The organism is Acidobacteriota bacterium (assembly GCA_016715115.1).
In the GTDB taxonomy this organism is placed as follows: Bacteria; Acidobacteriota; Blastocatellia; order Pyrinomonadales; family Pyrinomonadaceae; genus JAFDVJ01.
In genome coordinates this window covers 1,463,545-1,488,627 of sequence record JADKBM010000016.1, presented here as the reverse complement: position 1 = coordinate 1,488,627, position 25,083 = coordinate 1,463,545, and the positions used below count along the sequence as shown (strand labels likewise).

The window sequence follows — 25,083 nt, the reverse complement described above, 5'->3', positions numbered from 1 at the left end:
GATCATGGTAGAAAGTAGTGCTTTATGAAATTCACACTCATTACCGGTGCGTCCGGAGGAATCGGCGAGGCATTCGCCCGACGGCTCGCGCACGAGAAGCACAATTTGGTGCTTGTTGCCCGTTCGGAGGACAAACTCCATCGCTTAAGTGACGAGTTGATGCTCGTGCACGGCGTTACCGTTCACTACGTTGCGCTCGATTTGACTTCGGTTGACGCCGACAAGAAGCTTTTTGCCGAGACCGAGCGGCTCGGATACGAGATCGACTGGCTGATCAATAACGCTGGATTCGGCTCGATGGGGGATTTCATTAATCTTGATCTCGAACGGGAGCTGAATATAATCGACCTCAATATCTCGGCGCTTGTTGCGCTGACGCACCGCTACCTTCCGGCGATGCGATCGCGAAAACACGGGGTAATAATCAATGTTTCATCGGCCGCGAGTTTTCAGCCGATTCCGTTTTTCGCGACTTATGCGGCGACGAAGGCGTTTGTTTCATCGTTCACGGAGGCGATCGCCGAAGAAAATCGACCGTTCGGCGTCAGGATTCTGGCGCTATGCCCGGGCGCGACACAGACGGACTTTTTCAACAACGCGAGGATCGAGGATCCGATGATGGTCAAGGGAATGCAGAAGTCGGAGGAGGTAGTCGAAGCGGCGCTTAAGGCCGTTCAGAAAGGCAAACCGCTCGTCGTTTCGGGATTCGCGAATTATATCGGCTCGGTTTTCGGTACGGTCTTTCCGAATTCCATGATCACGCGTGTGATCGCGAGAAGTTTGCGGAAAAAGTATCAAGGATAAAAGTTCCGCGGAGCTTGGATCTTTGGCTTAAGACCGGGTCTCGAATGTTGAAGTTCAAAAACCAAAGATCGAAGGTCAAAGTTCCAATTGAATGTATGAAGATCACAGTCCTCGGAAGCGGATCGACGGGAAACGCGGTGCTCATCAGTACTGAAAACACACGCGTGCTCGTCGATGCCGGGATGAGCGCGAAACAGATCCTCGAACGGTTTGTCGCGGTCGGCGAAGATCCGGCCGACCTTGATGGGATTCTGGTAACCCACGAGCACAGCGATCACGCCGGCGGATTGCGCGTACTTATGAAATCGGTCGACTGTCCGGTCTTCATCTCCGGCGAGACGGAAGAGGCTTATTTCTCGACCCGAAAGGGAATTCAGAACGGCGACAGCGAAGGCGGAAAGCGTCGCGATGCGCTTCGGAATCGAACCGAACGCATCGAATCGAGCCGTGAGTTTCGCATTGGCGATATTGATTTCGAGCCTTTCAGCGTGCCGCACGACGCCGCGGACAACTTCGGCTTCGTCGCCAAAAAGGACGGCGTCAGGGTCGCGACATTGATGGATTTCGGCTCCATCACGACGCTCATCAAAGAGAAACTCCGCGGCTGCAACGCGATCGTCATCGAATCGAACCATAGTCGAGATATGCTCAAGACCTGCCCGGTTTACTCTTGGGATTTGAAACAGCGCATCGCCGGCCGCAACGGGCATTTGTCGAACGAGGATCTGTCGGACTGGCTGACGAACGACTACGACGGCGGCGCCGAAGAGATCGTCCTCGCGCATCTCTCGCAACGCGCCAATGAACCGCATCTCGCGAAGCTGATGGCCGAAAGTGCCCTTCAGATGCGCCCGACGCTGTTCAGATCGAATACGACGATTACGCTGTCATTCGCCAGCCGACCGACCGACTGGATCAGATTTTAGGACATCGAAAAGAACGCTTTACAAGAACCTCAGAACGAGCTGCCGGCCACGATCTTTCGGAACGCGTCGATGACTTTATCCGTTATCGCATCAGATGCGTTTTCAAGATCGTTGAAAACGGCGCGCCTGATTCCGATCCCGGCCGAGGTCACGAAAACTTCGTCGGCGGTTTCCAAGGCTGGAAGCCCGGCCCGGACTTCGTCGACCCCAAAGTTCTCGATAACAAACCCGCGCGTCGTGCCGGCAAGACAGCCCGTTTCGAGATCCGGTGTGAAAACCGCGCCGTTCTTCACCCAGAATACGTTGGCCATTGCCGCGGAAACGATGTCGCCATGCTCATTGAGTCGGATCGCTTCGTCGAATCCGCGTTTTCGGGCTTCATCGAGCACCAGCGTTTGTTCCAAATAGTTGCACGATTTGATACCGGCAAGCGGCGAGCGCGAGTTAACGCAATACCTCGACAGATTCAATCGCAGCGTCCTGGGAAGCTCACGCGGCCCGGCAGTCGTGATCAGCACGGAAGATCCGACTTTGTGAGAGGTCGACCAGAGCGGACTGCGAGATTCATCGAAAACCGTCACACGCGCACGACCGCGGCCAAGCTTGCTCGTTTCGATAAGCCTCGTAAGCGCAGAGAGAACGCTCGATCTGTTCGGCGATCCGATGCCGAGTCGCGCGGCGTTATCGGTCAATCTATGCCAGTGTTTCTCCCAAAAGACGGGCTTTCCGGCGTTGATCGCGATCGTTGTGAAAACGCCTTTGCCGTAAAGCGCGGCGTTTGAAAGCGATGCCAGATTAGCATCAGCGGCTGGAATGATGGATTCGTTCAGGGCGACAAAATCTTCTGGTTCGGGCATTCGTGTTTTCGATGGGGATCTGTCGGCGAAAGTCTACCCAAAACGCAAGGCCGCTGTAGACGCCGATCCCCAATTGTCGTTATTCGCCGAAAGATTGCCCGCGAAATACGCGAAATACGCAAAAAAGAACGAAGCGAATCGGTGCAAATGCGAAAAGCGGCTGTTCGTCGTTGTCGCGTTTTTTCGCGAATTTCGCGGACAATCAACTTTGTTTCGCGTGACCGGTTTGAAGGAAGGCAATCGATTAACTAACGGCGCGCTGCAATTCTCTTTCTACGACCGGAAACGTCAGGCGAAATGTCGTGCCCGTGTCGACTTCGCTGTGGGCCTCGATGGTGCCGGAATGTTCCTGGACGATACCGTATGAGACTGCGAGCCCGAGCCCGGTGCCGCTGCCGACGCCTTTGGTCGTGAAGAACGGATCGTAGATCTTCTTGATATTTTCGGGCGCAATTCCGTCACCGGTGTCCGCAACGACGATCACGACCTCGCCTTCGTTTTCGAGCTTCGTCTCAAGCGTGATCTTGCCGCCGTCGAGCATCGCATCGCGTGCATTGAGGATGAGGTTCGTGAACACCTGCTGCAATTTGCCGGCGTTGCCGAAGATCTCCGGAAGTGAATCAGCGTAGTTTCGGACGACCTCGATCTGCGATTTGCGCATCTGCGGTTCCAGAAGCTGAAGCGTGTCATCAAGGAGTTTGTTGATGCCGATCTCGATAAAATCGGCCGAACCGCCCGAACGCGAGAAGTTAAGCAGGTTGCCGGCAATGTTCGACGCGCGTTCGGTCTGCTTTTGGACCTTCTTGAGCAGCGCGTGTTTCGGGTCGGTTTCGGGGATCATCCCGAGCAGCATTTGCGTATAACTTGAAACACCGGTGAGCGGGGTGTTGACCTCGTGCGCGACTCCCGCGGCGAGAAGCCCGATGGACGAAAGCTTCTCGCTCTGCTGAAGCGTTTCTTCGAGCTTGACACGCGACGTGACGTTTTCAAAGACGACGATGCCGCCGGATTGGCTGTGCGAGACCGAACGTAGCGGCGCGACGGCAACGTTGAGAATCAGTGATTTTCCTTTCGCCGAAGTCGTGTGCATCTTGTATGCGTGCCGGATCTCGGTCAGGTGCCAGCGCGACTTGCCGAGAATGTTCTCGAGATTCGAGACGAAACCTTCGTCAAATATCTCTTCGACCGGTCGTCCTAGAGCCTCTTCGCGTTTCAGTCCCAGCATCTCCTCGAAGGTCGAATTACAGCGGGTGATGCGGCCCGATTCGTCGACCGCAAGAAGCCCGACATTGACCGATTCGACGATCGACTCATTGAATTCTTTGAGCAATTCGAGTTCTTCGGTGCGTTTCTCCTGTTCCTGGTAGAGCAGCGAGTTTTCGACCGCGACCGCGACGTAACCGGATACGGTCTGAAGGATATCGATGTCTTCCGACGAGAGCAGCGATCCGTCGGAGCCGCGTCCGAGCCCGATGACGGCGACCATTTTGCCGCGCGCGACGCACGGGACGAAGTAATGAAGTTCCTGACGGATGAGTCCTCCGTTATGGCCATTGCCGCTCGTCGTTTCGATCTCCATCAAATCGAGTTCATCGGCGCGTACAATGCCTCGTTGGGCGCTCTTCTGGCGGATCATCTGCCGAAAATCGCCCGGAATCTTGTATTCGCCGATCCCGATCGATTTTGCGAGACGGTACTGACCGGTCGCATCGTCGTCTTCGACGAAGACCGCGACTTTTTCGACGTCGAGAACCTGGCGAAGCCTTTCGGTCAACGCGTTGAGCAAAGGATCGAGCGAGGTCGTCGCTGAAAGCGTGCGCCCGAAATCAAGCAATCCGCGCCGCAAATCGTATCGTTCGCCATAGAAAAAGCGGTCGGCACGCTCCTGCAGAAAGTTCTTCAGGGGTTCGCTGAGCAACACGATCCCGGCCATCGCGATGATCGCGATCAGGGCCCGAAGTGAGATCTCGGTCGTCGAAAGATTGTCGCCGACGGCAAGAAAGACCAGTCCGAGCGCGACCGTTCCGATCATCATCGCAATCGCCACGGTTGTGATCGCGTAAACCAGCGCGCGCCGGACGACGACGTCAACATCCATCAGGCGATAGCGAACGACCGAATGCCCGAAACTGAGCGGAATCAGCGCCAACGGCAAGGTTGTCATCGCCGTCGTGTAGCCGTCTTCCGGAAGATTCACGATCCGTTTCGCGATTTGAAAAATGATGATCGGAATGATCGCCGCAATCGTTCCCCACATCGCCCATTTCAAACGCTGACGGACAACGGTTTGACGGTTGCGCACGAAGCGCCTGATCAGGATCACGGCTCCGAGTGCCGTTCCGATGACGAAGTGGTAAAGATTCGCGCTGTCCAGTCGGCTGATTATCTCAAAATGGGCGTCAAAGTAAGCGAATGCGGCGGCGAATGAAGATTGGGGGAAAACCTGGGGGAAAACCGAGAGGATCACCATCGCGACCGAGATCACCGCCGCCGGAACATAGAGTCCGACCGTGCGCATCCTGGAGTTCTCAAGAAAGACGTCACTCCTTACCGGATAGCGGAGACAGAAATGCAGGAATAACGGGACAAAGAACGCAAATGCGATGTTATCGAGCAGTTTGACCGCGAGATCAAAGTCCTCGCCGAAACCTATCTGTTTGTAAACGTGAAAGACGAACGCCGCGAGACAGACGGTTGCGAAATGCAGGACGAAAGGCGAGCGACTGCCTTGTTTGAATAGGACGAAGATGCCGACACCGAGCCAAATCAGTCCGACGAGTCCGACAAAGATCGTCGACGCGGTCCAACGCGGAATGCTGTCGATGTTTTTCAGGTCGGCGTAATAATAATTATTCGCAAAAGAGTAGGATGGCCGCTGGTAGAAGTAGGTCAGGCTCCCTCCGACCCCGGCCACTTCGATGAACATCTGTACATCAACCGGCGCCGTTATCTCCTGCGGTTTGTCTCCGTCGAGACCGATTCCGATGAGTCGGTCTCCGACCGAGATCCCGGCTCGCGATGCGGCGTAACCAGGACGCACTACTTCAGCATAGATTCCGCCGTCGGAACGCATTTGCCAGTCGACTCCGTCAACGGGAGGAAGCTTTTGGATGGCCCGCTGAGAAAGGTTCAAAGCGCCGCCCGCGATCAATAAGACCGTGGCCAGCAACCACACGAGACTCCAGCTTGTCAGTACTTTCCCCGTCATCGTTGAGAGGCAATAAATGCCGAGCAATAGTTAACGCAAAAGCCGTTCCAGTTGGGGCTTTGGGGCCGTCATCGATAAACGCCAACGATTTGACGGATTTAATACTCTCCTAAGGCCCTTGCACGAACTTCTGATTCAGTTTTTTGCTTTGTCATCCAAGATTTTGGAAACAAAAAATCCAAAGTCCGAAAACGCACGGCTTTGGATCAGTGATTTTCTTCCGATCTATCTTGCTTCCTAGAACCTGACCATAATTCCGCCGCTCAAGGCGCGTTTCTGAGACGAAAGTTTGAGGCTGCCCTCCTCACCGTTTATGCCCGTCTGAAAGTCGAACAAATTTCGCGCGTCGATCACCGCCTGGGCGCGTATCGGAAGCCCAAGAGTCGGCAGCGATTGCGTCACCAAAACACTCAAACCCGGATCGTAGATCATCATCCGGCCTTGAAACGGATCGATCGCGAAGACGGTTGCCTGCGATGAAAGCCGAAACACCGTTTTGACCTGTGTTCCGGTCTTGAGCGCGGCGTCGAATTGGCCAAAGAACGTTTGGAAAAGCGCGTCTTCAAAAGCACTCGCCGGGGTCGTAATCGCCTTCTCGGACAGTTTCTGGCCGTTTCCGAACGAATAACCGGCCGAAGTGCTGAAAAGTCCGTTCAGCCGGCGTGAGTACACGACCCTCGCTCCCTGCGCCCGACCTTGCTGATTCGCCACGAAATCGTTGACCTCGCCGCCCGTGAACTCAAACGGGATGTTCATCAAGCCGACGCCGCGGCTGTTCGTCAGATCGAAAAAGACATTTGCCTCGATCGTCGAATTCGAATCCAGGATCCGTTCGACGCCGAACTCGAACCGGCTGCTACGATTCATCCGCGGACGATTGTTTTCAACGACAAAATCGCTGACCGCGACAGGTTCCCGAAACATCACGGTCGAATCTTCAAGTTCGATCGCGCGCGACCACGTTCGATCCTCATTCTGCGTCGTGTACGCAGATCGAAAACGGGTGCGCGAGTTGATATCGTATTGGAGGCCGAGTCGCGGGCTGACGGAAAAATCGTCGCCGGCGCCGATGAACTTCGAATAATCAAATCCGAGCACAAGAACGAAGCCGTTTTTCACGCGCCATTCATCGGTTGCTTGAACCGAGAATTGCCCGATCTGCTTCTGCTGGTCGCCAAGTTCGACGGAGCCGAGTTTCGCGACGCTGGTGTTGATGCGGATCTGATGTGAATCGTTTGGTCGGAAGGTATAGCGCGCCTCGAGCCGTTGCGGCGACGTCGCGCCGGTTGTTGTTTGACCGGCGATAACGAGTTCGGAGTTTTCGGTTAACGGCAGAAGAGTGGCGAAATTTGCGCCTCCGAAAGCAGCGCCGTCGCGCGTTGCAGCAAAAGTCTCGATTACGGTTTGCGACTTTCGCTCCGATCTTGATTGAACGTCGGCAGGTTCGGCATCGACAACATCGTCGCCGTCGATCGGAGTCTCGCCTTCGGTGTTCTGGTAAACCGAATTTCTGATCGCTGAGGCACGAATGCTCCATCTCGAGGAATTTCGGTCGCCCCTCTTTTCGGGAAGCGTGTTGCCGCTCCCGGCGCGTTCAAGACTGAACTTATAAACGAACTCTCCCGAGCGGTTCACTTCGACTTCCGAGAGCGAAATCGGATTGAAACCCTGCGCAACGGCAAGAAGTTTGTATGTTCCCGGAAGTACTTTTGCAAGAAAACTGCCGTTCGTTGCCGATCGAACCTGTTTGACGAGGCGCGAGGTCTCCGCGCTCGAGATCATCACGTATGCTTCGGCAATCGGATTTCCCGTCTGGTCTTTGACAAATCCTTTGATGATTCCCAAACCGCCGCGCTTAGTGCCGGAAGTGTTTGCCCGGCTATCAGACACCAAGACGAAAAACGCCGCAATTACGGCGACGGCGAAAAACGCCATTTTCAGACTTGATTTAGGGGCAACAGTTAAATTCATCAAAAAACTTCCTCCGCCAAACAATCGCTTGGGAGAGCCAGGTTTTCAGAGTCGCGGTTCTTTTGACTTAGCTTCGTCAGCCAGCGACCATTTTGGGACACCTACGTATTTTCTGCGGTTAACACAAATGTGTCAAGCAATACGCACGTTGAATTCGTAGGTGTGATGCGACAAGGCTTGACAAAGTTTGCTTAGCAGATAGAATTAAAACTTACTTTGAACGCTCGTGCGGAGACATGGCTGAGCGGCTGAAAGCGGCGGTTTGCTAAATCGTTAAGGGTCAAAAGCCCTTCACAGGTTCGAATCCTGTTGTCTCCGCCATACCGATTTTGGATTGGTGATTTTAGATTTGGGATTGATCGGCTATCAAATTTGGGATTTGATAGCTTTTCGTGTTTTTGGATCAGGGATTATAGAAGATTCCAAGAGATTCCAGAGGATTCCAAAGGATTCCAAGAGATTCCAGAGGATTCCAAGAGATCCCACGGGATTCCAAGAGATTCCAGAGGATTCCAAGAGATTCCAGAGGATTCCAAGAGATTCCAGAGGATTCCAAGAGATTCCAGAGGATTCCAAGAGATTCCAGAGGATTCCAAGAGATTCCAGAGGATTCCAAGAGATTCCAGAGGATTCCAAGAGATTCCAGAGGATTCCAAGAGATTCCAGAGGATTCCAAGAGATTCCAGAGGATTCCAAAGGATTCCAAGAGATTCCAGAGGATTCCAAGAGATCCCACGGGATTCCAAGAGATTCCAGAGGATTCCAAGAGATTCCAGAGGATTCCAAGAGATTCCAGAGGATTCCAATAGATTCCAGAGGATTCCTGGAATCTGGAATCCGGAATCCGGAATCCGAAATCTGGAATCCGAAATCTGGAATCTTGGAATCCTTGGAATCCTTGGAATCTGGAATCCGAAATCTGGAATCCTTGGAATCTGGAATCTGGAATCCGAAATCCTGGAATTTGGAATCAACCGAATTCCTGAATATGCGAAATGAGCCTGACTGTCGAAAAGGTCCGTGAACTTGCGCTTGGGTTTGAGGAATCCGTCGAGTTGCCGCATTTTCACCTAACATCGTTTCGAATTCGAAAGAAGATATTTGCGACGATCGATGTCGAAAAGCGCCTTGCGATGATTTCGCTGACACCCGTCGAGCAATCATTGTTCGTCGACGACGATACGATCTATCCCGTTCCGAACGCGTGGGGCGCAAAAGGCGCAACCTATTTTGAGATCGGGCGCGTGCGTCCGGAAGTTTTCAAAGACGCACTGCGCGTCGCATACCGCGGAAAGGCACCCGCGAAACTCGCAGAAAAATATCAGGATTGAGTTCTTATGACTACAAGAGTTAGATTCGCCCCGTCGCCGACGGGCTATTTGCATATCGGCTCGGCGCGAACCGCACTGTTCAATTATCTCTACGCGCGCCACGTCGGCGGGAAGTTCCTGTTGCGGATCGAGGACACGGACATTGCGCGTTCGACCAAAGAATCGACGCGTTCGATTCTCGAGGGCCTTGCTTGGCTTGGTTTCGCACCGGACGAGGAGATCGTTTACCAGTCGAACAATGCCCCGAAACATCGCGCCACCGCCCTGAAGCTCCTTGAGGAAGGGAAGGCGTATCGCGACTTTACGCCGAAGGTCGATGCCGGCGACAAGAATATCAAGGAAACGATCGCGGAACGCGCTCGCGCCAATCAGGGCGTGAAATCAATGCGGGACAATGTGTATCGGGAACTTGCGAGAGACGAATCCGACGCGCGCGCCGCGGCCGGCGAACCGTTCGCGATCCGTCTGAAGGTTCCGCCCGCGGGCAAAACATCGTTTCAAGACGCCGTTTACGGTTCGCTCGAACGCGGTCACGACGAGATCGAAGACTTGGTCTTGCTCCGCTCCGACGGGCATCCGCTCTACAATCTCGCGGTCGTTTGCGACGACATCGAGATGGGCATCACGGACGTTATCCGCGGACAAGACCATTTGACCAACACGCACAAACAGATCCTGATCTACGAAGCGCTTGGTGTAAAACCGCCGAACTTCGCGCATCTGCCTCTGATCTTGGCGCCAGGCGGAAAGAAACTCTCGAAACGGATTCACGGCGAGATCGTTTCGATGACGACGTATCGCGACGCCGGATTCCTGGCGGCCGCGTTTCGAAATTTTCTCGCGCTTCTGGGCTGGTCGGCCGGTGAAGAACAGGAAATCTATACGCTCGAAGAACTGGTCGCGAAATTCTCGCTCGATCGAATTCACCAATCGAACGCGACGTTCAACTTCGATCTGAATAATCCGCGCCGCTGGACGGACGATAAAGCGATCTGGATGAACGCCGAATACATCCGAACAATGCCCATTGAAGATCTGCTGCCGTTTGTGAAGGACGAACTCAGGTCAGCCAAACTTTGGCGCGACGAGTATGAAGACGACGATCGTGAATGGTTCGAACACACGGTCAATCTGATTCGCGAGCGTTTTTTCAACCTCAAGGATTTTTCGTCTCAGGGCCGCGCCTACTTCAGCGAGGATTTTGACTTCGATCCGGCGGCGATCGAGAAGAACCTGAAGAAGTTCCCGGATCTCCGATCGTGGCTGCCGGAATTGGCGGACCGATTCGAGTCGCTCGACGATTTCACGCACGATCCCATCTACGCCCTCGTCGCCGCCTTCGCAGAAGAAAAAGGTACGAAGCTCGGAGTTATTATGAACGGCTCGCGGGCGCTGCTTTCGGGCGTCGGCGTCGGTCCGTCGATGATCGCGGTGTTTGAGGTTCTCGGGAAAGAACGCTCGATAATGCGTCTACGAAGTCAGATCGCGTGGAGCATTTGATTTTAGATTTTGGATTTTGGATTTTGGATTCGCAATATCAACTTTCCGCTATCAGCTCTCAACTAGTCCGAAAAAGGAAATGCTTCGGACTAGCTGAAAATGGATAACTGAAAGATGAAAGTTGCGATGTAATTGGGATTCGCAATATCAACTTTCCGCTATCAGCTCTCAACTAGTCCGAAAAAGGAAATGCTTCGGACTAGCTGAAAATGGATAACTGAAAGATGAAAGTTGCGATGTAATTGGGATTCGCAATATCAACTTTCCGCTATCAGTTTTCAACTAATCCGAAAAAGGAAATGCTTCGGAATAGCTGAAAGTGGATAACTGAAAGATGAAAGTTGCGATGTAATTGGGATTCGCAATATCAACTTTCCGCTATCAGTTTTCAACTAATCCGAAAAAGGAAATGCGTCGGAATGGCTGAAAGTGGATAACTGAAAGATGAAAGTTGCGGATTTTCGAATCTGGACTCCCGGAACCTTGAATGCGGTGGACTTTATGAAGAGCACGTTTGTTGTTTTTGCGATTATTCTCGTTTCTGCGATTGGGGCTTTTTCACAGTCGAGCGACGAACGGACGAAGGCCGCGATCCTGAAGGTCATCAGCGAGCAGTCGGCGGCCTGGAACAACGGCGACATCGACGGCTTTATGAAGGGCTATTGGAACTCACCCGAGATGACGTTCGTGTCGGGCGACTCGGTGACGAAAGGCTGGACGCCGACGCTCGAACGTTACAAGCGCAGCTACAATACCCGAGCGAAAATGGGCGTCCTGAGTTTTACCGAACTTCAGGTCACGGTTTTGTCGAAGAAGTCAGCTGTCGTTCTCGGACGATTCACGCTGGTGCGCGAGAACGACAAGCCAACCGGAATGTTCACGCTGACGTTTCGGAAGTTAAAGGAAGGCTGGCGGATTATCTTGGATCACACTTCATGATTCCAGATTCGTGAACGCGCGACCAGGGCAGATATCGCAAATTTGAGTTTCCGGTTCGCGGGGAGCTCGCCGCATCGGTCGCACGGTATTCTTGCCGAACATCAGCGCTTTACATTGCGATTTGTAGAATTATAATCAATTGACCAAAATCCCCTGTTTTCATCGAGGTTATCGCCATAGAAACGACGACGACTTTTGACGAGGCCGCACGCCACGCGCGGCACATTGAATTCAATCCCGAAAGGAAGATCAATTTTGTCGCGCTGACGAGCGTGATCTTCTTTACCGTGTGCGGCGGCGCGTTCGGTATCGAGTCACTGATCGGCAAACTCGGCGCAGGCTGGGCGATCGCGTTGATCATTCTGACGCCGCTCTTGTGGAGCCTGCCGATCTCGTTGATGGTCTCCGAACTCGCAAGCGCGATGCCCGAGGAAGGCGGTTACTACGTTTGGGTAAAGCGCGCGCTGGGTGATTTCTGGGGATTTCAGGAAGGCTGGTGGACGTGTATGTACACCTCGGTCGATATGGCGATCTATCCGGTGCTGTTTGTCAACTACCTCGCGTTCTTCGTTCCATATCTCCGGCCGGATGATGAAGGAAATCTGAGTTGGGAGTCGTTTTTCGCTCGCTGGGCGATCGCTGCGATAATGATCTTTCTGGCGCTTGCACTGAACTGGCGCGGCGCGCGTGCGGTTGGGATCAATTCGACTTTGAACCTTTTCGTGATACTCGTTCCGTTCGGGCTTTTGACTTATTTCGGCTTTGCGGCCGAGAACGGCGGTCTGCAGAGATCGATCGATGCCGTCGCTTCGGGCTTTTCCGGCGAGATCTCGCTCGGGTTGATCGCCGTCGGCCTTGCAACGGTGATGTGGAACTATTCCGGCTACGACAATGTCTCGACGTACGCCGCCGAGGTCAACGACGCTCCCCGAAATTATCCGCGGGCGCTGTTTGTTGCCGTTGCGTTGTCGGTCGCGGTTTATCTCTTGCCCGTGTTTGCACTGGTCGGGGTTTCGACAGATGCCGCCGTCTGGAACGAAACTGCCGGATTTCCGGCGCTCGCCGAATTGCTTGGCGGGCCTTTTCTCGGGACGCTTCTCGCCGTTGCCGCGCTCGTTTCGGCTTGGAGTCTGTTCAATTCGCAAATACTCTATGCATCGCGATTGCCGTTTGCGATGGCGAATGACGGCTGGTTTCCGAAATTCTTCGCCCGGACGAACGAAAAAACCGGCATTCCGACGAATGCGCTCGTGGTTTGCTGCGGCATCTCGGCGCTCTTTGCGGCATTGCCGTTCGGCAAACTCGTCGTCATCGACATTCTGTTCTACTCCGCCGAGTTGTTGCTTGAGTTTGTCGCCTTGCTCGTGCTGCGTGTCAAAGAACCTGATCTTCCGCGGCCGTTCAAGATCCGCGGCGGCTGGACCGTTCTGATTCTGATCACCATCGCGCCGATGAGTTTTGCCGCGACCGTGATCTGGGCGACGCTGACCGATCCCGAATCCGATCCGCGGCACATCGCGATCGTCGTCGTTGGACTGCTTTTGGGTGCCGTGTTCTATTTCCTGAGAAGAAAACGAGTTGAGGTAAGCGATGTTTAAGTTATTGATGGTATTTGCTTTGCTTTGTCCGATCGCGGTTTTTGGCCAAAAAAGCCCGAGCGTCGACGACCGGATCCAGGAAGCGCTTCGGGATTTTCGCGGAAAGGTCTGGATATACGCCAAGAATCTCGATAACGGAAAGGTCTATTCGCTCCGTGGCGACGAACGCGTGCGGACGGCGAGCACGATCAAACTCCCGATAATGATCGAAACCTATTTTCAGGTGTCGGAAGGAAAGGTCAACTGGGCCGATGAGATCATCCTCGCAAAGGAGAAAAAGGTCGGCGGTTCGGGCGTTCTGGGCGAGTTCTCGGACAACACGAAGATCGATTTGCGGACGGCCGTAAACCTGATGATCGTCGTCTCAGACAACACGGCGACAAACCTCGTGATCGAAAAAGTAACGAGCGATGCTGTGAACGCGCGGATGGAATCGCTTGGATTTCCGAGCACGAAGTCGATCCGCCGCATTTTCGGGACTGAGAAGGACAGCAAGGTCGCGGCCGATCCGGTGATCAAGAATTTTGGACTCGGGATGTCGACGCCGAGAGAAATGGCCGGAATCCTTGAACTTCTCGAGACGGGCAAGATCATCAACGCCGAGGCATCAAAGAGTATGCTTGACGTGCTTCGTCGGCAACAATACAAGGACGGCATCGGCCGCAATGCGCTTGACACGGTACCGATCGCATCAAAATCCGGAACGCTCGATCGCCTCAGAGCCGACGTCGGGATCGCTTATACACGCCGTGGTCGGATCGTTATGGCGATCACGGTTGACGATATGCCGGTCGTGCATTATTCAACGGACAATGAGGGAAGTTTGATGATCTGGAGATTGTCGCAGATTCTCCAGGATGGGCTTTGATGCGGGATATCGGCGGCGTTTCAACGCTTGCTGTTCGGTCAAGCCGGGCCCAAAAAGAACAAAGCGCGGTTGAACACAACTCAACCGCCCTTGAGATCATCGACTTCTGATTCTCAGAGTTCTCCGAATCGAAAATGTAAACTGTGCCAGTCGTTCTTATTCGGTGATATGGATGTCGTCGGTCTTATTGACCCGGCCTGACAAAAATATCACACCGAAAACGGCCGTCAGGATCAAAAATACCACTCCCAGCAAAAGGAAAAGCATTCCGCCATCCTTAGCTTGAAAATAGTAGAACGATCCGGCCGCGATCAGGGCTGATACCAGAGCTAAAAGGGCATACATAAAGTTACGTGACCTCCCGTTTCTCTTAAAAGGATCAAACCGGAACAGGGTGTTTTCAAAAACCTTCCCCGCTCCGCAATGGATCCAAAAAACTTTTCAAATCGCTAAATTTCTTGATTGCAACTAAATATAACTCTTTTCCGGCCGAAAAGGCAAGATTATTTTGTGTCGGTGAACAAAAGGTTTTAGAGTAGTTTTGGACAAAAAAAATCGGGGTGGAAACTATGGAGATTCGATTGGCGCAAAAACACGAAGCGGCTGCGATGATTGAGTTCAATCAGGCAATGGCGCTCGAGACTGAAGGCAAATTCCTCGATCCGCAGATACTCGCCAGCGGTGTCGAATCGGTCTTCCACAATTCAACGAAGGGTTTTTATGTTGTGGCTGAAGACGGCGGCCGGATCGTCGGCGGATTGATGGTGACGTTTGAGTGGAGCGATTGGCGCGACCGGTGGTTCTGGTGGATTCAGAGCGTCTATGTCATCCCGGAGTACCGTGGTCGCGGGATTTACGCGATGATGTACGCCCACGTCAAGCAGTACGCCGCTGAACGGGGCGACGTTTGCGGCTTCCGGCTCTATGTCGAACACGAGAACATCGGTGCGCAAAGAGTTTACGAGCGGCTCGGAATGGAAAGATCGCATTATCTGATGTATGAGCAGATTTTGGATCTTTGATTTTAGATTTTGGATTGGCCAACTGAGTCTGGGAGTCTGAAAAAGGATGGAACTCAACGCAGATGCTACGGCTTTTTGTGGACAACCGATCCAAAATCCAAAATCAAAAATCCAAAAATGGAAAGGGTCGGCTTAAATCTTTACTCCCCCAACCAAAGATTAAACTAAGCCGGCCCTTTCTTCTCCTGAAGTACGTTTTCGGAGTGGATTCGGTCAACACGCTGCTATCAAACCGATCCGGATTCCGAATTCGTACCTCGGGAACTTCATCTGATGTTCGGACGCCCTGCCCGTGTCCGTTCAAGTTGTCCTTCCGCTAAAGTACATCATCCGATGTGCCCAAGTAATTGCAACGGTCGTGCCAAAGTTGTTTGTTGTTGATATGAACTAACTAAGCCATATAGATACAACGACTTACATTACTTTTCGCGGAACATTGGCCTGTTGCCGAACGTGTATTGAACTTTGACAGGTGCCGTACGCCGTGTCCGATTTTCATTCAGACCTGTGATTTAATTGAGTCGATGACTAGAATTACCGAAGCCGAATTTGCGAGGATCTGCGACGGGATAGCTGCCGACGGGGAATCCATCATCCTCCACAATCCGATCGGCACGCCCGAAATCACTCTGTTGTGGATGCTTTTGAGTGTCTTGATCAGCTATCTCAGTTTGACGGAAGTCGAAACTCCTTGCTTTACGGGAATGCCGACGGCGGAAACCTATCGGCAGGCAATTCAGTTCGTGATCGAAGCCCGCCGCGCGGAGGACTTTGACGTCGGCCCATATCTCGATAAACTTGGTAGTTTATGATCGTCGAAACATTCGTACTTTCACCGTTCCAACAGAATACGCGCGTCATTGTTTGCGAGAAGTCCGGTCGCGCCGTTTGCGTCGATCCCGGTGCAGACTCGCCGGAACTCGTCAGATATCTGCGCGAAAACGATTTGACGCTGCAGGCGATCACGCTGACGCACGGGCATCTTGACCACGTCGGCGGAACCGGCGCGCTCGCGCGGGAGTTTCCCGAAGCGGAGATTCTGCTGCACGAGGACGATGAGCCGCTCTATTACTCGCTGCCCCAGCAACCGCTTCGAATGGGACTCTCGCCCCATCAACTGAAAGCGCTCGGGATGGACTATGACGATCCGCCGCAGATCACTCGAAACTGGTCGGACGGCGAGACCTATCCGGTTGGCGAGTTGAATCTGAAGGTGATCCACTGTCCCGGCCATACCCGCGGACACGTCGTGTTTGCCGAGGAATCCGCGCGGGGGGTCTTCGTCGGAGACTGTCTTTTCGAGGGGTCGATCGGCCGGACGGACCTTCCGGGCGGATCCTATGAGCAACTGATCGATTCGATAAACAACAAGATTCTCCCGCTCGGCGACGATTTCGTTGTCTATTCGGGCCACGGCAACGAAACCACCATCGGTCGCGAACGGGAGTCGAATCCGTTTTTGACGGGAAGATACTTCTAGCGGGTTCAAACACGGTTTCAGATCAAACCTCGCGCGGCACTTGCGAGCGGATAGACAAAATTTGCTATCATTTCGAAAAACAGTCGATAGGAAGGTGAGAATGAAGAAACTTTTGACGATCTTTTTGGCCGCAAGCGTTTTGGCCGTTAACGGATTCGCCCACGGCGACAACAGTCATTTCAAAAGTCAGCAGGAAGTGACGGTGAAAACGACGAAGGTCGTGGGAAACATCTTTATGCTTCAGGGGCGCGGCGGAAACATCGGCGCAATGGTCGCGCCCGAAGGGATTTTGATGATCGATGATGACTACAAGGTCGTCAGCGAAAAACTGCGCGACGCGCTTAAGGAACTCGGATCCGAAAAACCCCGCTTTATCTTCAATACGCACTGGCACGGCGACCATACCGAGGGCAACCAGTTTTTCGGCAAAGAGTCGATCATCGTCGCGCACAGGAACGTCCGCGTTCGGCTCTCGCAGATAAACACGGTATTCGGACAGAAAACGGTTCCGTATCCAGAGTCCGCGCTACCGATGATCACCTATACCGAATCGATGTCGATCCACTTTGGCGGCGAAGAGGTGAAGGCGGTCTATTATCCGAACGGACACACCGACGGAGACACGGTCGTCTTCTTCACGAAGTCCAATGTCGTACATCTCGGCGATAACTTTTTTGTCGGCCGGTTCCCGTTCGTCGATCTCGATAACGGCGGAAATGTTCAGGGATTGATCAACAACATCGGTTCACTGATCAAAACGATCCCGGCGGACGCGAAACTGATTCCGGGTCACGGTCCGCTCGCGACGCTCGACGATCTGAAAGCGTTTCATCAGATGCTGATCGAGAGTTCGAAGGTCGTCACCGACGCGATGAAGAAGAAAAAGACGCTTGAAGAGATCAAGAAGGCAGGTTTGCCGGACAAATTCAAGGAAGCCGGTTCCGGATTCATCAAGACCGACCGCTGGATCGAGATCGTCTTTAACAGCTATTCGAAGAAGTAGCTATGAACAATGCAGAACCCCGCACGGAGTAAGGGGGTACGGCCGCGGAGCGGTCGGCGCGCTTCGATATCATACGCTCGGACCCCATCGCGCCGAACCGGACCATCTTATGAACAATGCAGAACCCCGCATGGATTAATGGGGTACGGCCGCGGAGCGGTATGAACAATGCAGAACCCCGCACGGAGAAAGGGGGTACGGCCGCGGGGCGGTCAGGTCTCAAAAGCCGTGCCGCGAGACGGTCCGGTTTGGCGCGATGGGGTCCGAGCGTATGATATCGAAGCGCACCGACCGCTCCGCGGCCGTACCCCCTTTCTCCGTGCGGGGTTCTGCATCGAACTACGCGACGGTCACTTCTTTTGACAGATAGACGTCCTGGATCGCGTTCAGTAATTCGACCCCGTCGGCGGTCGGACGCTGGAATGCCTTGCGGCCCGAGATCAGCCCCATACCGCCGCCGCGCTTGTTGATGACCGCCGTGCGGACGGCGTCCGTGAGATCGCTCGAACCCTTCGATTCGCCGCCGGAGTTGATCAATCCCGCGCGTCCCATAAAGCAGTTCGCGACCTGATATCGGACAAGGTCGATCGGATGGTCGCTGGTCAGGTCCGAATAGATTTTCGGATTCGTCTTTCCGTAGCTGCTTTCCATATTCAGGATGTTGTAACCGCCATTGCGTTCGGGCAATTTCTGCTTGATGATGTCCGCCTGGATCGTCACGCCCAGATGATTCGCCTGACCCGTAAGATCGGCCGCGGTATGCATATCGCCGTCGGCGGTTTTGAATTTCGGATTACGCAAATAACACCAAAGAATGGTCGCCATTCCGAGTTCGTGCGCATAGGCGAAGGCTTCTGCGACCTCGACGATCTGCCGGCCCGATTCTTCCGAGCCGAAATAAACGGTCGCGCCGACTGCGACCGCACCCATATTGCGCGCATTCTCGATCGTTCCGAACATGATTTGGTCGAACTTGTTCGGGTACGTCAACAGCTCGTTGTGATTGATCTTGACGATGAACGGAATCTTGTGTGCGTACCTTCGGGCCACCGCGCCGAGCACGCCGTATGTCGAAGCAACCGCGTTGCAGCCGCCTTCGACCGCAAGTTCGACGATGTTCTTCGGATCGAAGAGCTTCGGGTTCGGAGCAAAACTCGCGCCGGCGCTGTGCTCGATGCCTTGGTCGACCGGCAGGATCGAAAGATAACCCGTTCCCGCCAAGCGGCCGTGGCTGAATAGTGAATTCAACGAGCGCAAAACCTGCGGATTGCGGTCCGAATCCAGCCAGACGCGGTCGATGAAATCACCGCCCGGCAAATACAAATTGTCCTTTGGGATCTTCGGACTCGAGTAGCCCAAAAGCGCCTCGGAATCATTACCCAGAAGTTCCTGAATCTTACTGTAATCGAGAGCCATCTGATATCTCCTGAAATTAAGAATTAATAAGTAAAACGTTAGAAATGCGCCTAATTATATCATAAATAAAAGTGTTGCCTAAGAAGTTGGGGCGGGTGTAAGATTCCCTTGTATATCGCACTAAACAAAACTTACTGCACGCCCCTGCCGGCAGTATCCCGAATTGACCGATCCCGTTAACGCGGTTCAAACGTGAGGTAAACGCAATGTCTTCGCCACTCAATCCAAAGAACATCTTTCTTTCGCTCATTATTGTCGCTTTCTTTCAAGTCTTCGCCGTTGCCCAGGAAAAGAACTGGCGCGAGATAACGCCGGCCGAACTTGATCAGAAGACTCCGAAGGTCGATGCCGACGCCGATGCCGAAGCGATCTTCTGGGAAGTTCGGATCGACGATTCGTCGTCCGAAGATCTATCGCAGAGGCATTACGTTCGCGTCAAGATCTTCACCGAACGCGGACGCGAAAAGTTCAGCAAGTTCGATATTCCATTTACGAAGGGAATCAAGATCAAGGAACTTGCTGCGCGCGTCATCAAGCCGGACGGCACGATCTCGGAGATCACCGAAAAGGACATCTTCGAGCGCGACATCGTCAAGACCGACAAGGGAAAGCTGAAGGCGAAATCATTCGCCGTCCCGAACATCGAGCCGGGTGTCATCGTCGAGTACAAGTATCGTGAGGTCATCGAAGATTCCGGCGCCATCGGAATGCGTCTCGAGTTTCAAAAGGACATTCCCGTTCAAACGCTTTCTTATTACTACAAGCCGTACAACAAGCGCGAACCCGACACGCAGTCGTTCAACTTTGACGACACCGATTTCGTGAAGGATGAAAAGGGCTACTACCTCGCCCAGCGGAAGAATATCCCGGCATTCAAGGAGGAACCCAGAATGCCGCCGGAGGGAATGGTCCGGCCGTGGATGATACTTCAGGCGGTTCGGCTGAATGTGACGAATGTCTCGGCATTCTCAGTGTCGTATTCAATCAAGGTTCCGGGCGTTCCAAGCCTTTACTGGGGTACGGTTTCGGCGGAACGTTCGGTCGTCACCAAGTTTATGAACAAGCCGAACAAAGAGATCGCGAAGATCGCGAACGAAGTCGTCGGCACGGCCAAGACCGACGACGAAAAGCTGAAGAAGCTCTACGACTACGCTCAAACCATCTCGAACACGTCTTTTGACACGACTCTGACCGATGAGGATCGGAAAAAACTCCCGAAGATCAAAGAACTCGATGACGTTCTGAAGTATCGAAAGGCCGATTCGGGTTATATCGATATGCTCTTCGGCGCGATGGCGTCGTCGCTCGGATACGAAACGCGGATTGCGTATTCGGGCAACCGAAATCGGATGTTCTTCAATCCCGAAATGACGGTCGAATCGTTCATTCATCCGGCCGCGATCGCGATTCCAGTCAACAATGAGTGGAAGTACTTCAATCCGGGAACCCCGTTTCTGCCGTACGGAATGCTCGTCTGGTACGAGGAAGATGTCTGGGCGCTACTCGTCGGCGAGAAGAAATACAATTGGGAAAAGACGCCGCTGACGGGTTATGAGAAGTCGAACGCAAAACGCTCCGGCAAGTTCAACCTCAGTGAAGACGGCACGCTCGAAGGCGATGTGACCATTGAGTATACCGGGCAGTCCGCATTGCGCAGACGGTACGATATTTACGAGGATTCGCCGTCAAAACGGGAGGAGGACCTGATCAAAGAGGTCAAAGAGAATCTGAGTTCGGCCGAGGTGACGAGCGTCGCGATCGAGAATGTCATCGACAACTCAAAACCATTGGTGATGCGCTACCGCGTGAAGGTGCCGAACTACGCCCAAAAGACCGGAAAACGGCTATTTTTGCAGCCCGGATTCTTTACCCACGGAGACGAACCGATGTTCTCGAGCGCGACCCGCAAGTACGACATCTATTTCACTCAACCGTGGTCGGAATCCGATGACATCGAGATCAATCTTCCGGCGGGATATATGCTCGACAATGCGGAGCGTCCGGCCGATGTCGCGGACCCGAGCAATATCGGATCGTTGAAGATCTCGATCGGCGTCAATACGGAACAGACCTTTATGAAATTCACGCGCAAGTTTCATTTCGGCGGCGGCGGTCGGGTCCTGTTCCCGGCCGGCGTTTATGCCCCGCTGAAGAATCTGTTCGACGCATTCAACAAATCTGACAGCCATACGATCACGCTCCGTCAGAAATAGGAGAGTCTCTATGCGCATTTTTCGCTGCGGCGCCCTCACAATCGTGTTTCTCGCGGTTGCCTGCTCGGCGTTCGCCCAGATCGAATGGCGACCCGTCTCACAGGCGGAACTCGATGCGAAAGCTCCGGTCGTCGAACCCGACGCGGACGCCGAGGCGATCTTTTGGGAAGTCCGGCTCGACGACGAAAAGAAGAAGAAGCTGTTCTACAGCCACTATGTCCGGGTCAAGATCTTCACCGAGCGAGGCCGCGAGAAGTTCGCCAAATTCGACATTCCGTTTATGAAGGACACGACTGTCGAAGAGGTCGCCGCGCGCGTCATCAAACCTGACGGCTCCGTGATCAGTCTCTCTCCGGGGGATATTTTCGAACGCGACATCATTCGTGCCGGCAAGTACGTGATCCGCGCGAAGTCATTCGCCGTTCCCGGGATCGAACCCGGCGTCATCGTCGAGTATCAATACAAAGAAACGCTGAAGGGCGATTCCGCCGATAACGAACGCCTTGTTTTTCAACGGGACATTCCGATTCAGCGAATTACCTATTTTGTTCGACCATACAAGGACCGCTCACTCCGAGTCTCGTGGCGGAATATGCCGGAAGGGCGTTTTGTTCAGGAACACGATGGATATATGAGCGCTTCGGCGGAAAAGGTCCCGGCCCTGCGCGAAGAGCCTCATATGCCGCCCGTTGATGAGGTTCGGCGGTGGGCGCTCCTCAATTACAACGGTTCGGACTTTTCGTGGGACGTACTCGGATTCAACTTCGAAATCTACTTCGCGGAAACTACCAAAATCGACAAAGAGATAATGGCAAAGGCCCGCGAACTGACCGCCGGTATTGACGAACCCGAGAAGCAATTGCGAGCGTTGTTCGACTTCGCGCAGAAGAAGATTCGGAACGTTTCGTACGATTCGAAGATGACTCCCGAACAGCGCGAGAAGATCGAGAACAAACGAGCCTCGGATACACTCGAACGCGGGATGGGGCATTCGAGGGATGTCGATCTGCTGTTTGCGGCCTTGGCAAAGGCTGTCGGTTTTAAGGCGAGTATGATCTTCGCTACCGACCGGAGCGAATCGTTCGCGGACCCACGGACGGCTTCCGATCCGAGGGCCGTACACTGGGCGGGAATACTCGTTTCGAAAGGAACCTACAACGTACCGGCAAATCCGGGCACGCCGTTTATGCCTTTTGGGATCATCGACTGGTATGAAGAGGGCAACTATGCGTTGGTTTCCGGCCAAGTTGGAAGTCACTGGTTCAAAATGACTCCCTCGGCACCGGAAACGAATCTCTCGAAGCGCACCGCGAAGCTGAAACTGCTGGAGGACGGATCGCTCGAAGGATTCGTGCGCGTCGAGCATTCGGGCCATCAGGCGACTTCGCGGCGACGCGATCTGTTCCGCAAATCGCCCGAGGAACGCGAAAAGATTCTGATCGAAGGCTGGAAGAAGAGCCTCGGATCGGCGGAGATCTCGATGTTCGCCTTCGAGAATTTTGATGACCCGTCGCGGCCGTACACATATTCCTTCAACCTAAGGGTTCCGAATTACGCCCAGAAAACCGGCAAACGTCTGTTTTTGCAGCCCAATTTTTTCGAGTTTGGATCGCCGCCCGTTTTTTCCAGCTCGACGCGCACTTATGGAATCTCGTTCGACTTCTCGTGGTCCGAAAATGACTCCGTCGAGATTGAACTGCCGAAGAATTTTGAGCCGGACAGCATCGGCGAGCCGAACATCATCAACGAAAAGAACGACCTTGGAAAGCTCACGAACTCATACACTTACGACGCGGAACTCAGGACGATCAAGGCTGATCGGAAGTTCTATTTCGGCACCAAAGGACGGTTGACGTTTCCGGTCGGAGCGTACCAACCGTTGAAAACCCTCTTCGACCTTTTTCACAAGGCCGATACGCACGTGATCGCGTTGAAACAAAGGCAGTGACCATATGAACACACAACTCATCGTCGCGTTCATCTCATTGGTCTTCTTTGCGAGCGTTGCCAACGCCCAGAAGGCGGTCTGGGAACCGGTTCCGCAGAGCGAGATTCAAATGTCCGGGCCGCAGGTTGATCCCGCCGCGGACGCCGAGGTTCTGTTTTGGCAGGTCTACCTAGTCGACAACTTCTCCCGTTGGAAATGGCAGACCGTGATCAACCATCATTTGCGGATCAAGATCTTTACCGAACGCGGACGCGAACTCAATGCCAAGGTCGATATTCCTTATGGCGATTACCTCGGGAACAGCGCCCGGGTCGCGATCCGCGACATCAGCGCACGAACGATCAAGCCCGACGGATCGGTTATCGAAGTAAATCCGGCCGACATTTTTGACCGCGACATCGTCAAGACAAACGGGTTCAAGCGAAAAGCGAAATCATTCGCCGTTCCGGGAATCGCGGTTGGCGCGATCGTCGAATATAAGTGGAAAGAGACGCGCGAAGACACGTTCAACTACAGCCGCATCGTTCTTGCCCGCGAGATTCCCGTTCAATATGTGAAGTACTACATAAAACCGGCCAACATTCCGCTCGGAATGCGGCTTCATTCGTCGAACACGAACGGGAGATTCGTCAAGGAGTCGGACGGGTTTTACAGTACGACGCTTACGAATGTTCCCGCGGTCCTGGAAGAACCGCGGATGCCGTCGGAATACAACGTCCTGCCGTGGGTTCTGATGTTTTATGACAACGACGACATCAAGCAGACGCCCGCCCAGTATTGGCGGGATCGTGGCCGTCGTTCGTTTGAGAGTCACAAGGCGATTCTCTCGCCCAATTCGGAGATCCGCGCCGCCGCCGCTCAGGCTATCGGGAACGCGAACGATTCCAATGAAAAGATTCGCCGGGTCATTGATTTCCTGAGGCGCAACATCCGCGACATCAACGACGATGCGGCCGGATTCACACCCGACGATCGCGAGAACTTCAAGGAGAACAAGAAAGTCGAAGACGCGCTGAAACGCAAGGTCGGAACCTGGCACGACATATCGTTGCTTTTCGGTTCGATGCTCGTTTCAATCGGTTTCGACGCGCGGTTTGCGAACGTCGCGACAAAGTTCGACGCGCGCTTTGACCGCAATTTGACGAACGATTACTTCATCCGGACCGAGATCGTCGCCGTCAAAACGGAATCCGGATGGAAGTTCTTCGATCTCTCCGGTCGGCACCTGCAGTTCGGTATGATCTCGAGTTCGGTCGAGGGAGAGTCGGTTTTGATTTCGGATGAACGCGAGCCGTTTTGGGAGACCATCCCCGTTTCGCCGGCGAACGACTCGAATGAAAAACGCTTTGCCGATCTCACTCTTGAGGCCAACGGCGACATTTCGGGCAGCATTCAGATCGAATACACGGGTCATCTTGCGGCGTACTATCGTGAGTTCTACGACGAAGATTCGGTTCAAGAGCGTGAAAAGTACTTTGAGGAGTTCGTAAAACGTCAGATCGGCGACACGGCGCAAACGACGAATATGATCTTCGAGAATCTTCGCGAACCGGATAGGCCTTTGATCTTGAAGTTTATGCTGAAAATGCCGGCTTACGCCGAACGGACCGGCAAAAGGCTGTTCGTCCGGCCGAATGTGTTCAAACGAAACTCGCGTCCGATGTTCACTTCAGCGAAACGAAGCTACGACATTCAGTTCAACTACGCGTGGTCAGAGGATGACGAGGTAAGGTTGACGATTCCGGCGGGTTTCGCCGCCGAAAGCCTCGAGACTCCAAAACGTGTCGCCGATGACAAAAGCGCCGCATTTCTGGAATCGAAATTGTCGTCGCCAGGGGCCCGAAGACTCGTCTACCAGCGGAAGTTCACGTTCGGAAAACCCGGTGGCTTGTTGTTTTGGGATTTTAACTACGGCGGAATCAAGTATCTCTTCGACGCCGTTCACAACGCGGATTCGTTCAGCGTCGTGCTTCGCGAGGAAGCTTCGGCGGTTCAATAG

At 53.6% G+C, this 25,083-nt stretch carries 20 protein-coding genes and 1 tRNA gene; 16 read left to right on the top strand and 5 right to left on the bottom strand.

Annotation, left to right across the window (positions count from 1 at the left end):
* The first annotated feature begins 24 nt into the window (after nt 1–24).
* The gene (locus IPN69_24325; protein ID MBK8813836.1) at nt 25–804 is read left to right on the top strand and encodes an SDR family oxidoreductase; all 780 of its coding nucleotides are present in this window, start codon (nt 25–27) and stop codon (nt 802–804) included.
* A 95-nt stretch (nt 805–899) separates the two neighbouring features.
* Nucleotides 900–1,730, top strand: coding sequence for an MBL fold metallo-hydrolase (locus tag IPN69_24320; GenBank protein ID MBK8813835.1), 831 nt, complete (start codon nt 900–902; stop codon nt 1,728–1,730).
* 29 nt (nt 1,731–1,759) lie between these two features.
* Here the strand turns inward: IPN69_24320 and IPN69_24315 are convergent, their stop codons facing one another.
* The 3 genes from IPN69_24315 to IPN69_24305 form a co-directional block, all read right to left on the bottom strand.
* Nucleotides 1,760–2,587 (bottom strand): aminotransferase class IV, encoded by an 828-nt coding sequence (locus IPN69_24315; protein ID MBK8813834.1) that lies wholly within the window; start codon nt 2,585–2,587, stop codon nt 1,760–1,762.
* A gap of 244 nt (nt 2,588–2,831) precedes the next feature.
* Nucleotides 2,832–5,795 (bottom strand): PAS domain S-box protein, encoded by a 2,964-nt coding sequence (locus IPN69_24310; GenBank protein MBK8813833.1) that lies wholly within the window; start codon nt 5,793–5,795, stop codon nt 2,832–2,834.
* Nucleotides 5,796–6,032: 237 nt separating this feature from the next.
* Nucleotides 6,033–7,766, bottom strand: coding sequence for a TonB-dependent receptor (locus tag IPN69_24305; GenBank protein MBK8813832.1), 1,734 nt, complete (start codon nt 7,764–7,766; stop codon nt 6,033–6,035).
* Nucleotides 7,767–7,996: 230 nt separating this feature from the next.
* Between IPN69_24305 and IPN69_24300 the strand changes: the two genes are divergently transcribed.
* From IPN69_24300 to IPN69_24270, 7 genes are all read left to right on the top strand, one after another.
* Nucleotides 7,997–8,087, top strand: a tRNA-Ser gene (locus tag IPN69_24300).
* A 51-nt stretch (nt 8,088–8,138) separates the two neighbouring features.
* Nucleotides 8,139–8,765, top strand: a complete 627-nt coding sequence (locus IPN69_24295; protein ID MBK8813831.1) for a hypothetical protein — start codon at nt 8,139–8,141, stop codon at nt 8,763–8,765.
* Nucleotides 8,762–9,097, top strand: coding sequence for an MmcQ/YjbR family DNA-binding protein (locus IPN69_24290; GenBank protein ID MBK8813830.1), 336 nt, complete (start codon nt 8,762–8,764; stop codon nt 9,095–9,097). The genes IPN69_24295 and IPN69_24290 overlap by 4 nt, the downstream gene beginning before the upstream one ends.
* A 6-nt stretch (nt 9,098–9,103) precedes the next feature.
* Nucleotides 9,104–10,597 (top strand): glutamate--tRNA ligase, encoded by a 1,494-nt coding sequence (locus tag IPN69_24285; protein MBK8813829.1) that lies wholly within the window; start codon nt 9,104–9,106, stop codon nt 10,595–10,597.
* Between the two features lie 444 nt (nt 10,598–11,041).
* The gene (locus IPN69_24280; GenBank protein MBK8813828.1) at nt 11,042–11,536 is read left to right on the top strand and encodes a nuclear transport factor 2 family protein; all 495 of its coding nucleotides are present in this window, start codon (nt 11,042–11,044) and stop codon (nt 11,534–11,536) included.
* A 272-nt stretch (nt 11,537–11,808) separates the two neighbouring features.
* Nucleotides 11,809–13,134 (top strand): APC family permease, encoded by a 1,326-nt coding sequence (locus IPN69_24275; GenBank protein MBK8813827.1) that lies wholly within the window; start codon nt 11,809–11,811, stop codon nt 13,132–13,134.
* The gene (locus IPN69_24270) at nt 13,127–14,002 is read left to right on the top strand and encodes a serine hydrolase (protein ID MBK8813826.1); all 876 of its coding nucleotides are present in this window, start codon (nt 13,127–13,129) and stop codon (nt 14,000–14,002) included. Before IPN69_24275 ends, IPN69_24270 begins: the two co-directional genes overlap by 8 nt.
* Nucleotides 14,003–14,158: 156 nt before the next feature.
* On the opposite strand, the gene IPN69_24265 is transcribed toward IPN69_24270, so the two are convergent.
* Nucleotides 14,159–14,347 (bottom strand): hypothetical protein, encoded by a 189-nt coding sequence (locus IPN69_24265; GenBank protein ID MBK8813825.1) that lies wholly within the window; start codon nt 14,345–14,347, stop codon nt 14,159–14,161.
* A 224-nt stretch (nt 14,348–14,571) separates the two neighbouring features.
* On the opposite strand from IPN69_24265, the gene IPN69_24260 reads away from it, so the two are divergent.
* The 4 genes from IPN69_24260 (at nt 14,572) to IPN69_24245 (ending at nt 17,507) form a co-directional block, all read left to right on the top strand.
* Entirely contained in the window at nt 14,572–15,024 is a 453-nt protein-coding gene (locus IPN69_24260) for a GNAT family N-acetyltransferase (protein ID MBK8813824.1), read from the top strand.
* Nucleotides 15,025–15,548: 524 nt separating this feature from the next.
* On the top strand, nt 15,549–15,836 hold the full coding sequence (locus IPN69_24255; protein ID MBK8813823.1) for a hypothetical protein: 288 nt from the start codon (nt 15,549–15,551) through the stop codon (nt 15,834–15,836).
* Nucleotides 15,833–16,504, top strand: a complete 672-nt coding sequence (locus tag IPN69_24250) for an MBL fold metallo-hydrolase (GenBank protein MBK8813822.1) — start codon at nt 15,833–15,835, stop codon at nt 16,502–16,504. The genes IPN69_24255 and IPN69_24250 overlap by 4 nt, the downstream gene beginning before the upstream one ends.
* A gap of 100 nt (nt 16,505–16,604) precedes the next feature.
* Nucleotides 16,605–17,507, top strand: coding sequence for an MBL fold metallo-hydrolase (locus IPN69_24245; GenBank protein MBK8813821.1), 903 nt, complete (start codon nt 16,605–16,607; stop codon nt 17,505–17,507).
* Between the two features lie 339 nt (nt 17,508–17,846).
* On the opposite strand, the gene IPN69_24240 is transcribed toward IPN69_24245, so the two are convergent.
* The gene (locus IPN69_24240) at nt 17,847–18,923 is read right to left on the bottom strand and encodes a class I fructose-bisphosphate aldolase (GenBank protein ID MBK8813820.1); all 1,077 of its coding nucleotides are present in this window, start codon (nt 18,921–18,923) and stop codon (nt 17,847–17,849) included.
* A 206-nt stretch (nt 18,924–19,129) separates the two neighbouring features.
* Between IPN69_24240 and IPN69_24235 the strand changes: the two genes are divergently transcribed.
* The 3 genes from IPN69_24235 to IPN69_24225 are packed head-to-tail and all read left to right on the top strand — an operon-like array spanning nt 19,130 to nt 25,083.
* Nucleotides 19,130–21,136 (top strand): DUF3857 and transglutaminase domain-containing protein, encoded by a 2,007-nt coding sequence (locus IPN69_24235; protein ID MBK8813819.1) that lies wholly within the window; start codon nt 19,130–19,132, stop codon nt 21,134–21,136.
* A 10-nt stretch (nt 21,137–21,146) separates the two neighbouring features.
* Nucleotides 21,147–23,084 (top strand): DUF3857 and transglutaminase domain-containing protein, encoded by a 1,938-nt coding sequence (locus IPN69_24230; protein ID MBK8813818.1) that lies wholly within the window; start codon nt 21,147–21,149, stop codon nt 23,082–23,084.
* Between the two features lie 4 nt (nt 23,085–23,088).
* Nucleotides 23,089–25,083 carry a DUF3857 and transglutaminase domain-containing protein gene (locus IPN69_24225; GenBank protein MBK8813817.1) on the top strand — a complete coding sequence of 665 codons (1,995 nt, stop codon included), beginning with the start codon at nt 23,089–23,091 and terminating at the stop codon, nt 25,081–25,083.

Bases quoted from the DNA above. Each gene is read 5' to 3' on its own strand.
- IPN69_24325 (MBK8813836.1), top strand. From the start codon at position 25: ATGAAATTCACACTCATTACCGGTGCGTCCGGAGGAATCGGCGAGGCA.
- IPN69_24320 (MBK8813835.1), top strand. From the start codon at position 900: ATGAAGATCACAGTCCTCGGAAGCGGATCGACGGGAAACGCGGTGCTC.
- IPN69_24315 (MBK8813834.1), bottom strand. From the start codon at position 2,587: ATGCCCGAACCAGAAGATTTTGTCGCCCTGAACGAATCCATCATTCCA.
- IPN69_24310 (MBK8813833.1), bottom strand. From the start codon at position 5,795: ATGACGGGGAAAGTACTGACAAGCTGGAGTCTCGTGTGGTTGCTGGCC.
- IPN69_24305 (MBK8813832.1), bottom strand. From the start codon at position 7,766: ATGAATTTAACTGTTGCCCCTAAATCAAGTCTGAAAATGGCGTTTTTC.
- IPN69_24290 (MBK8813830.1), top strand. From the start codon at position 8,762: ATGAGCCTGACTGTCGAAAAGGTCCGTGAACTTGCGCTTGGGTTTGAG.
- IPN69_24285 (MBK8813829.1), top strand. From the start codon at position 9,104: ATGACTACAAGAGTTAGATTCGCCCCGTCGCCGACGGGCTATTTGCAT.
- IPN69_24280 (MBK8813828.1), top strand. From the start codon at position 11,042: ATGAAAGTTGCGGATTTTCGAATCTGGACTCCCGGAACCTTGAATGCG.
- IPN69_24270 (MBK8813826.1), top strand. From the start codon at position 13,127: ATGTTTAAGTTATTGATGGTATTTGCTTTGCTTTGTCCGATCGCGGTT.
- IPN69_24265 (MBK8813825.1), bottom strand. From the start codon at position 14,347: ATGTATGCCCTTTTAGCTCTGGTATCAGCCCTGATCGCGGCCGGATCG.
- IPN69_24260 (MBK8813824.1), top strand. From the start codon at position 14,572: ATGGAGATTCGATTGGCGCAAAAACACGAAGCGGCTGCGATGATTGAG.
- IPN69_24255 (MBK8813823.1), top strand. From the start codon at position 15,549: ATGACTAGAATTACCGAAGCCGAATTTGCGAGGATCTGCGACGGGATA.
- IPN69_24250 (MBK8813822.1), top strand. From the start codon at position 15,833: ATGATCGTCGAAACATTCGTACTTTCACCGTTCCAACAGAATACGCGC.
- IPN69_24245 (MBK8813821.1), top strand. From the start codon at position 16,605: ATGAAGAAACTTTTGACGATCTTTTTGGCCGCAAGCGTTTTGGCCGTT.
- IPN69_24240 (MBK8813820.1), bottom strand. From the start codon at position 18,923: ATGGCTCTCGATTACAGTAAGATTCAGGAACTTCTGGGTAATGATTCC.
- IPN69_24235 (MBK8813819.1), top strand. From the start codon at position 19,130: ATGTCTTCGCCACTCAATCCAAAGAACATCTTTCTTTCGCTCATTATT.
- IPN69_24230 (MBK8813818.1), top strand. From the start codon at position 21,147: ATGCGCATTTTTCGCTGCGGCGCCCTCACAATCGTGTTTCTCGCGGTT.
- IPN69_24225 (MBK8813817.1), top strand. From the start codon at position 23,089: ATGAACACACAACTCATCGTCGCGTTCATCTCATTGGTCTTCTTTGCG.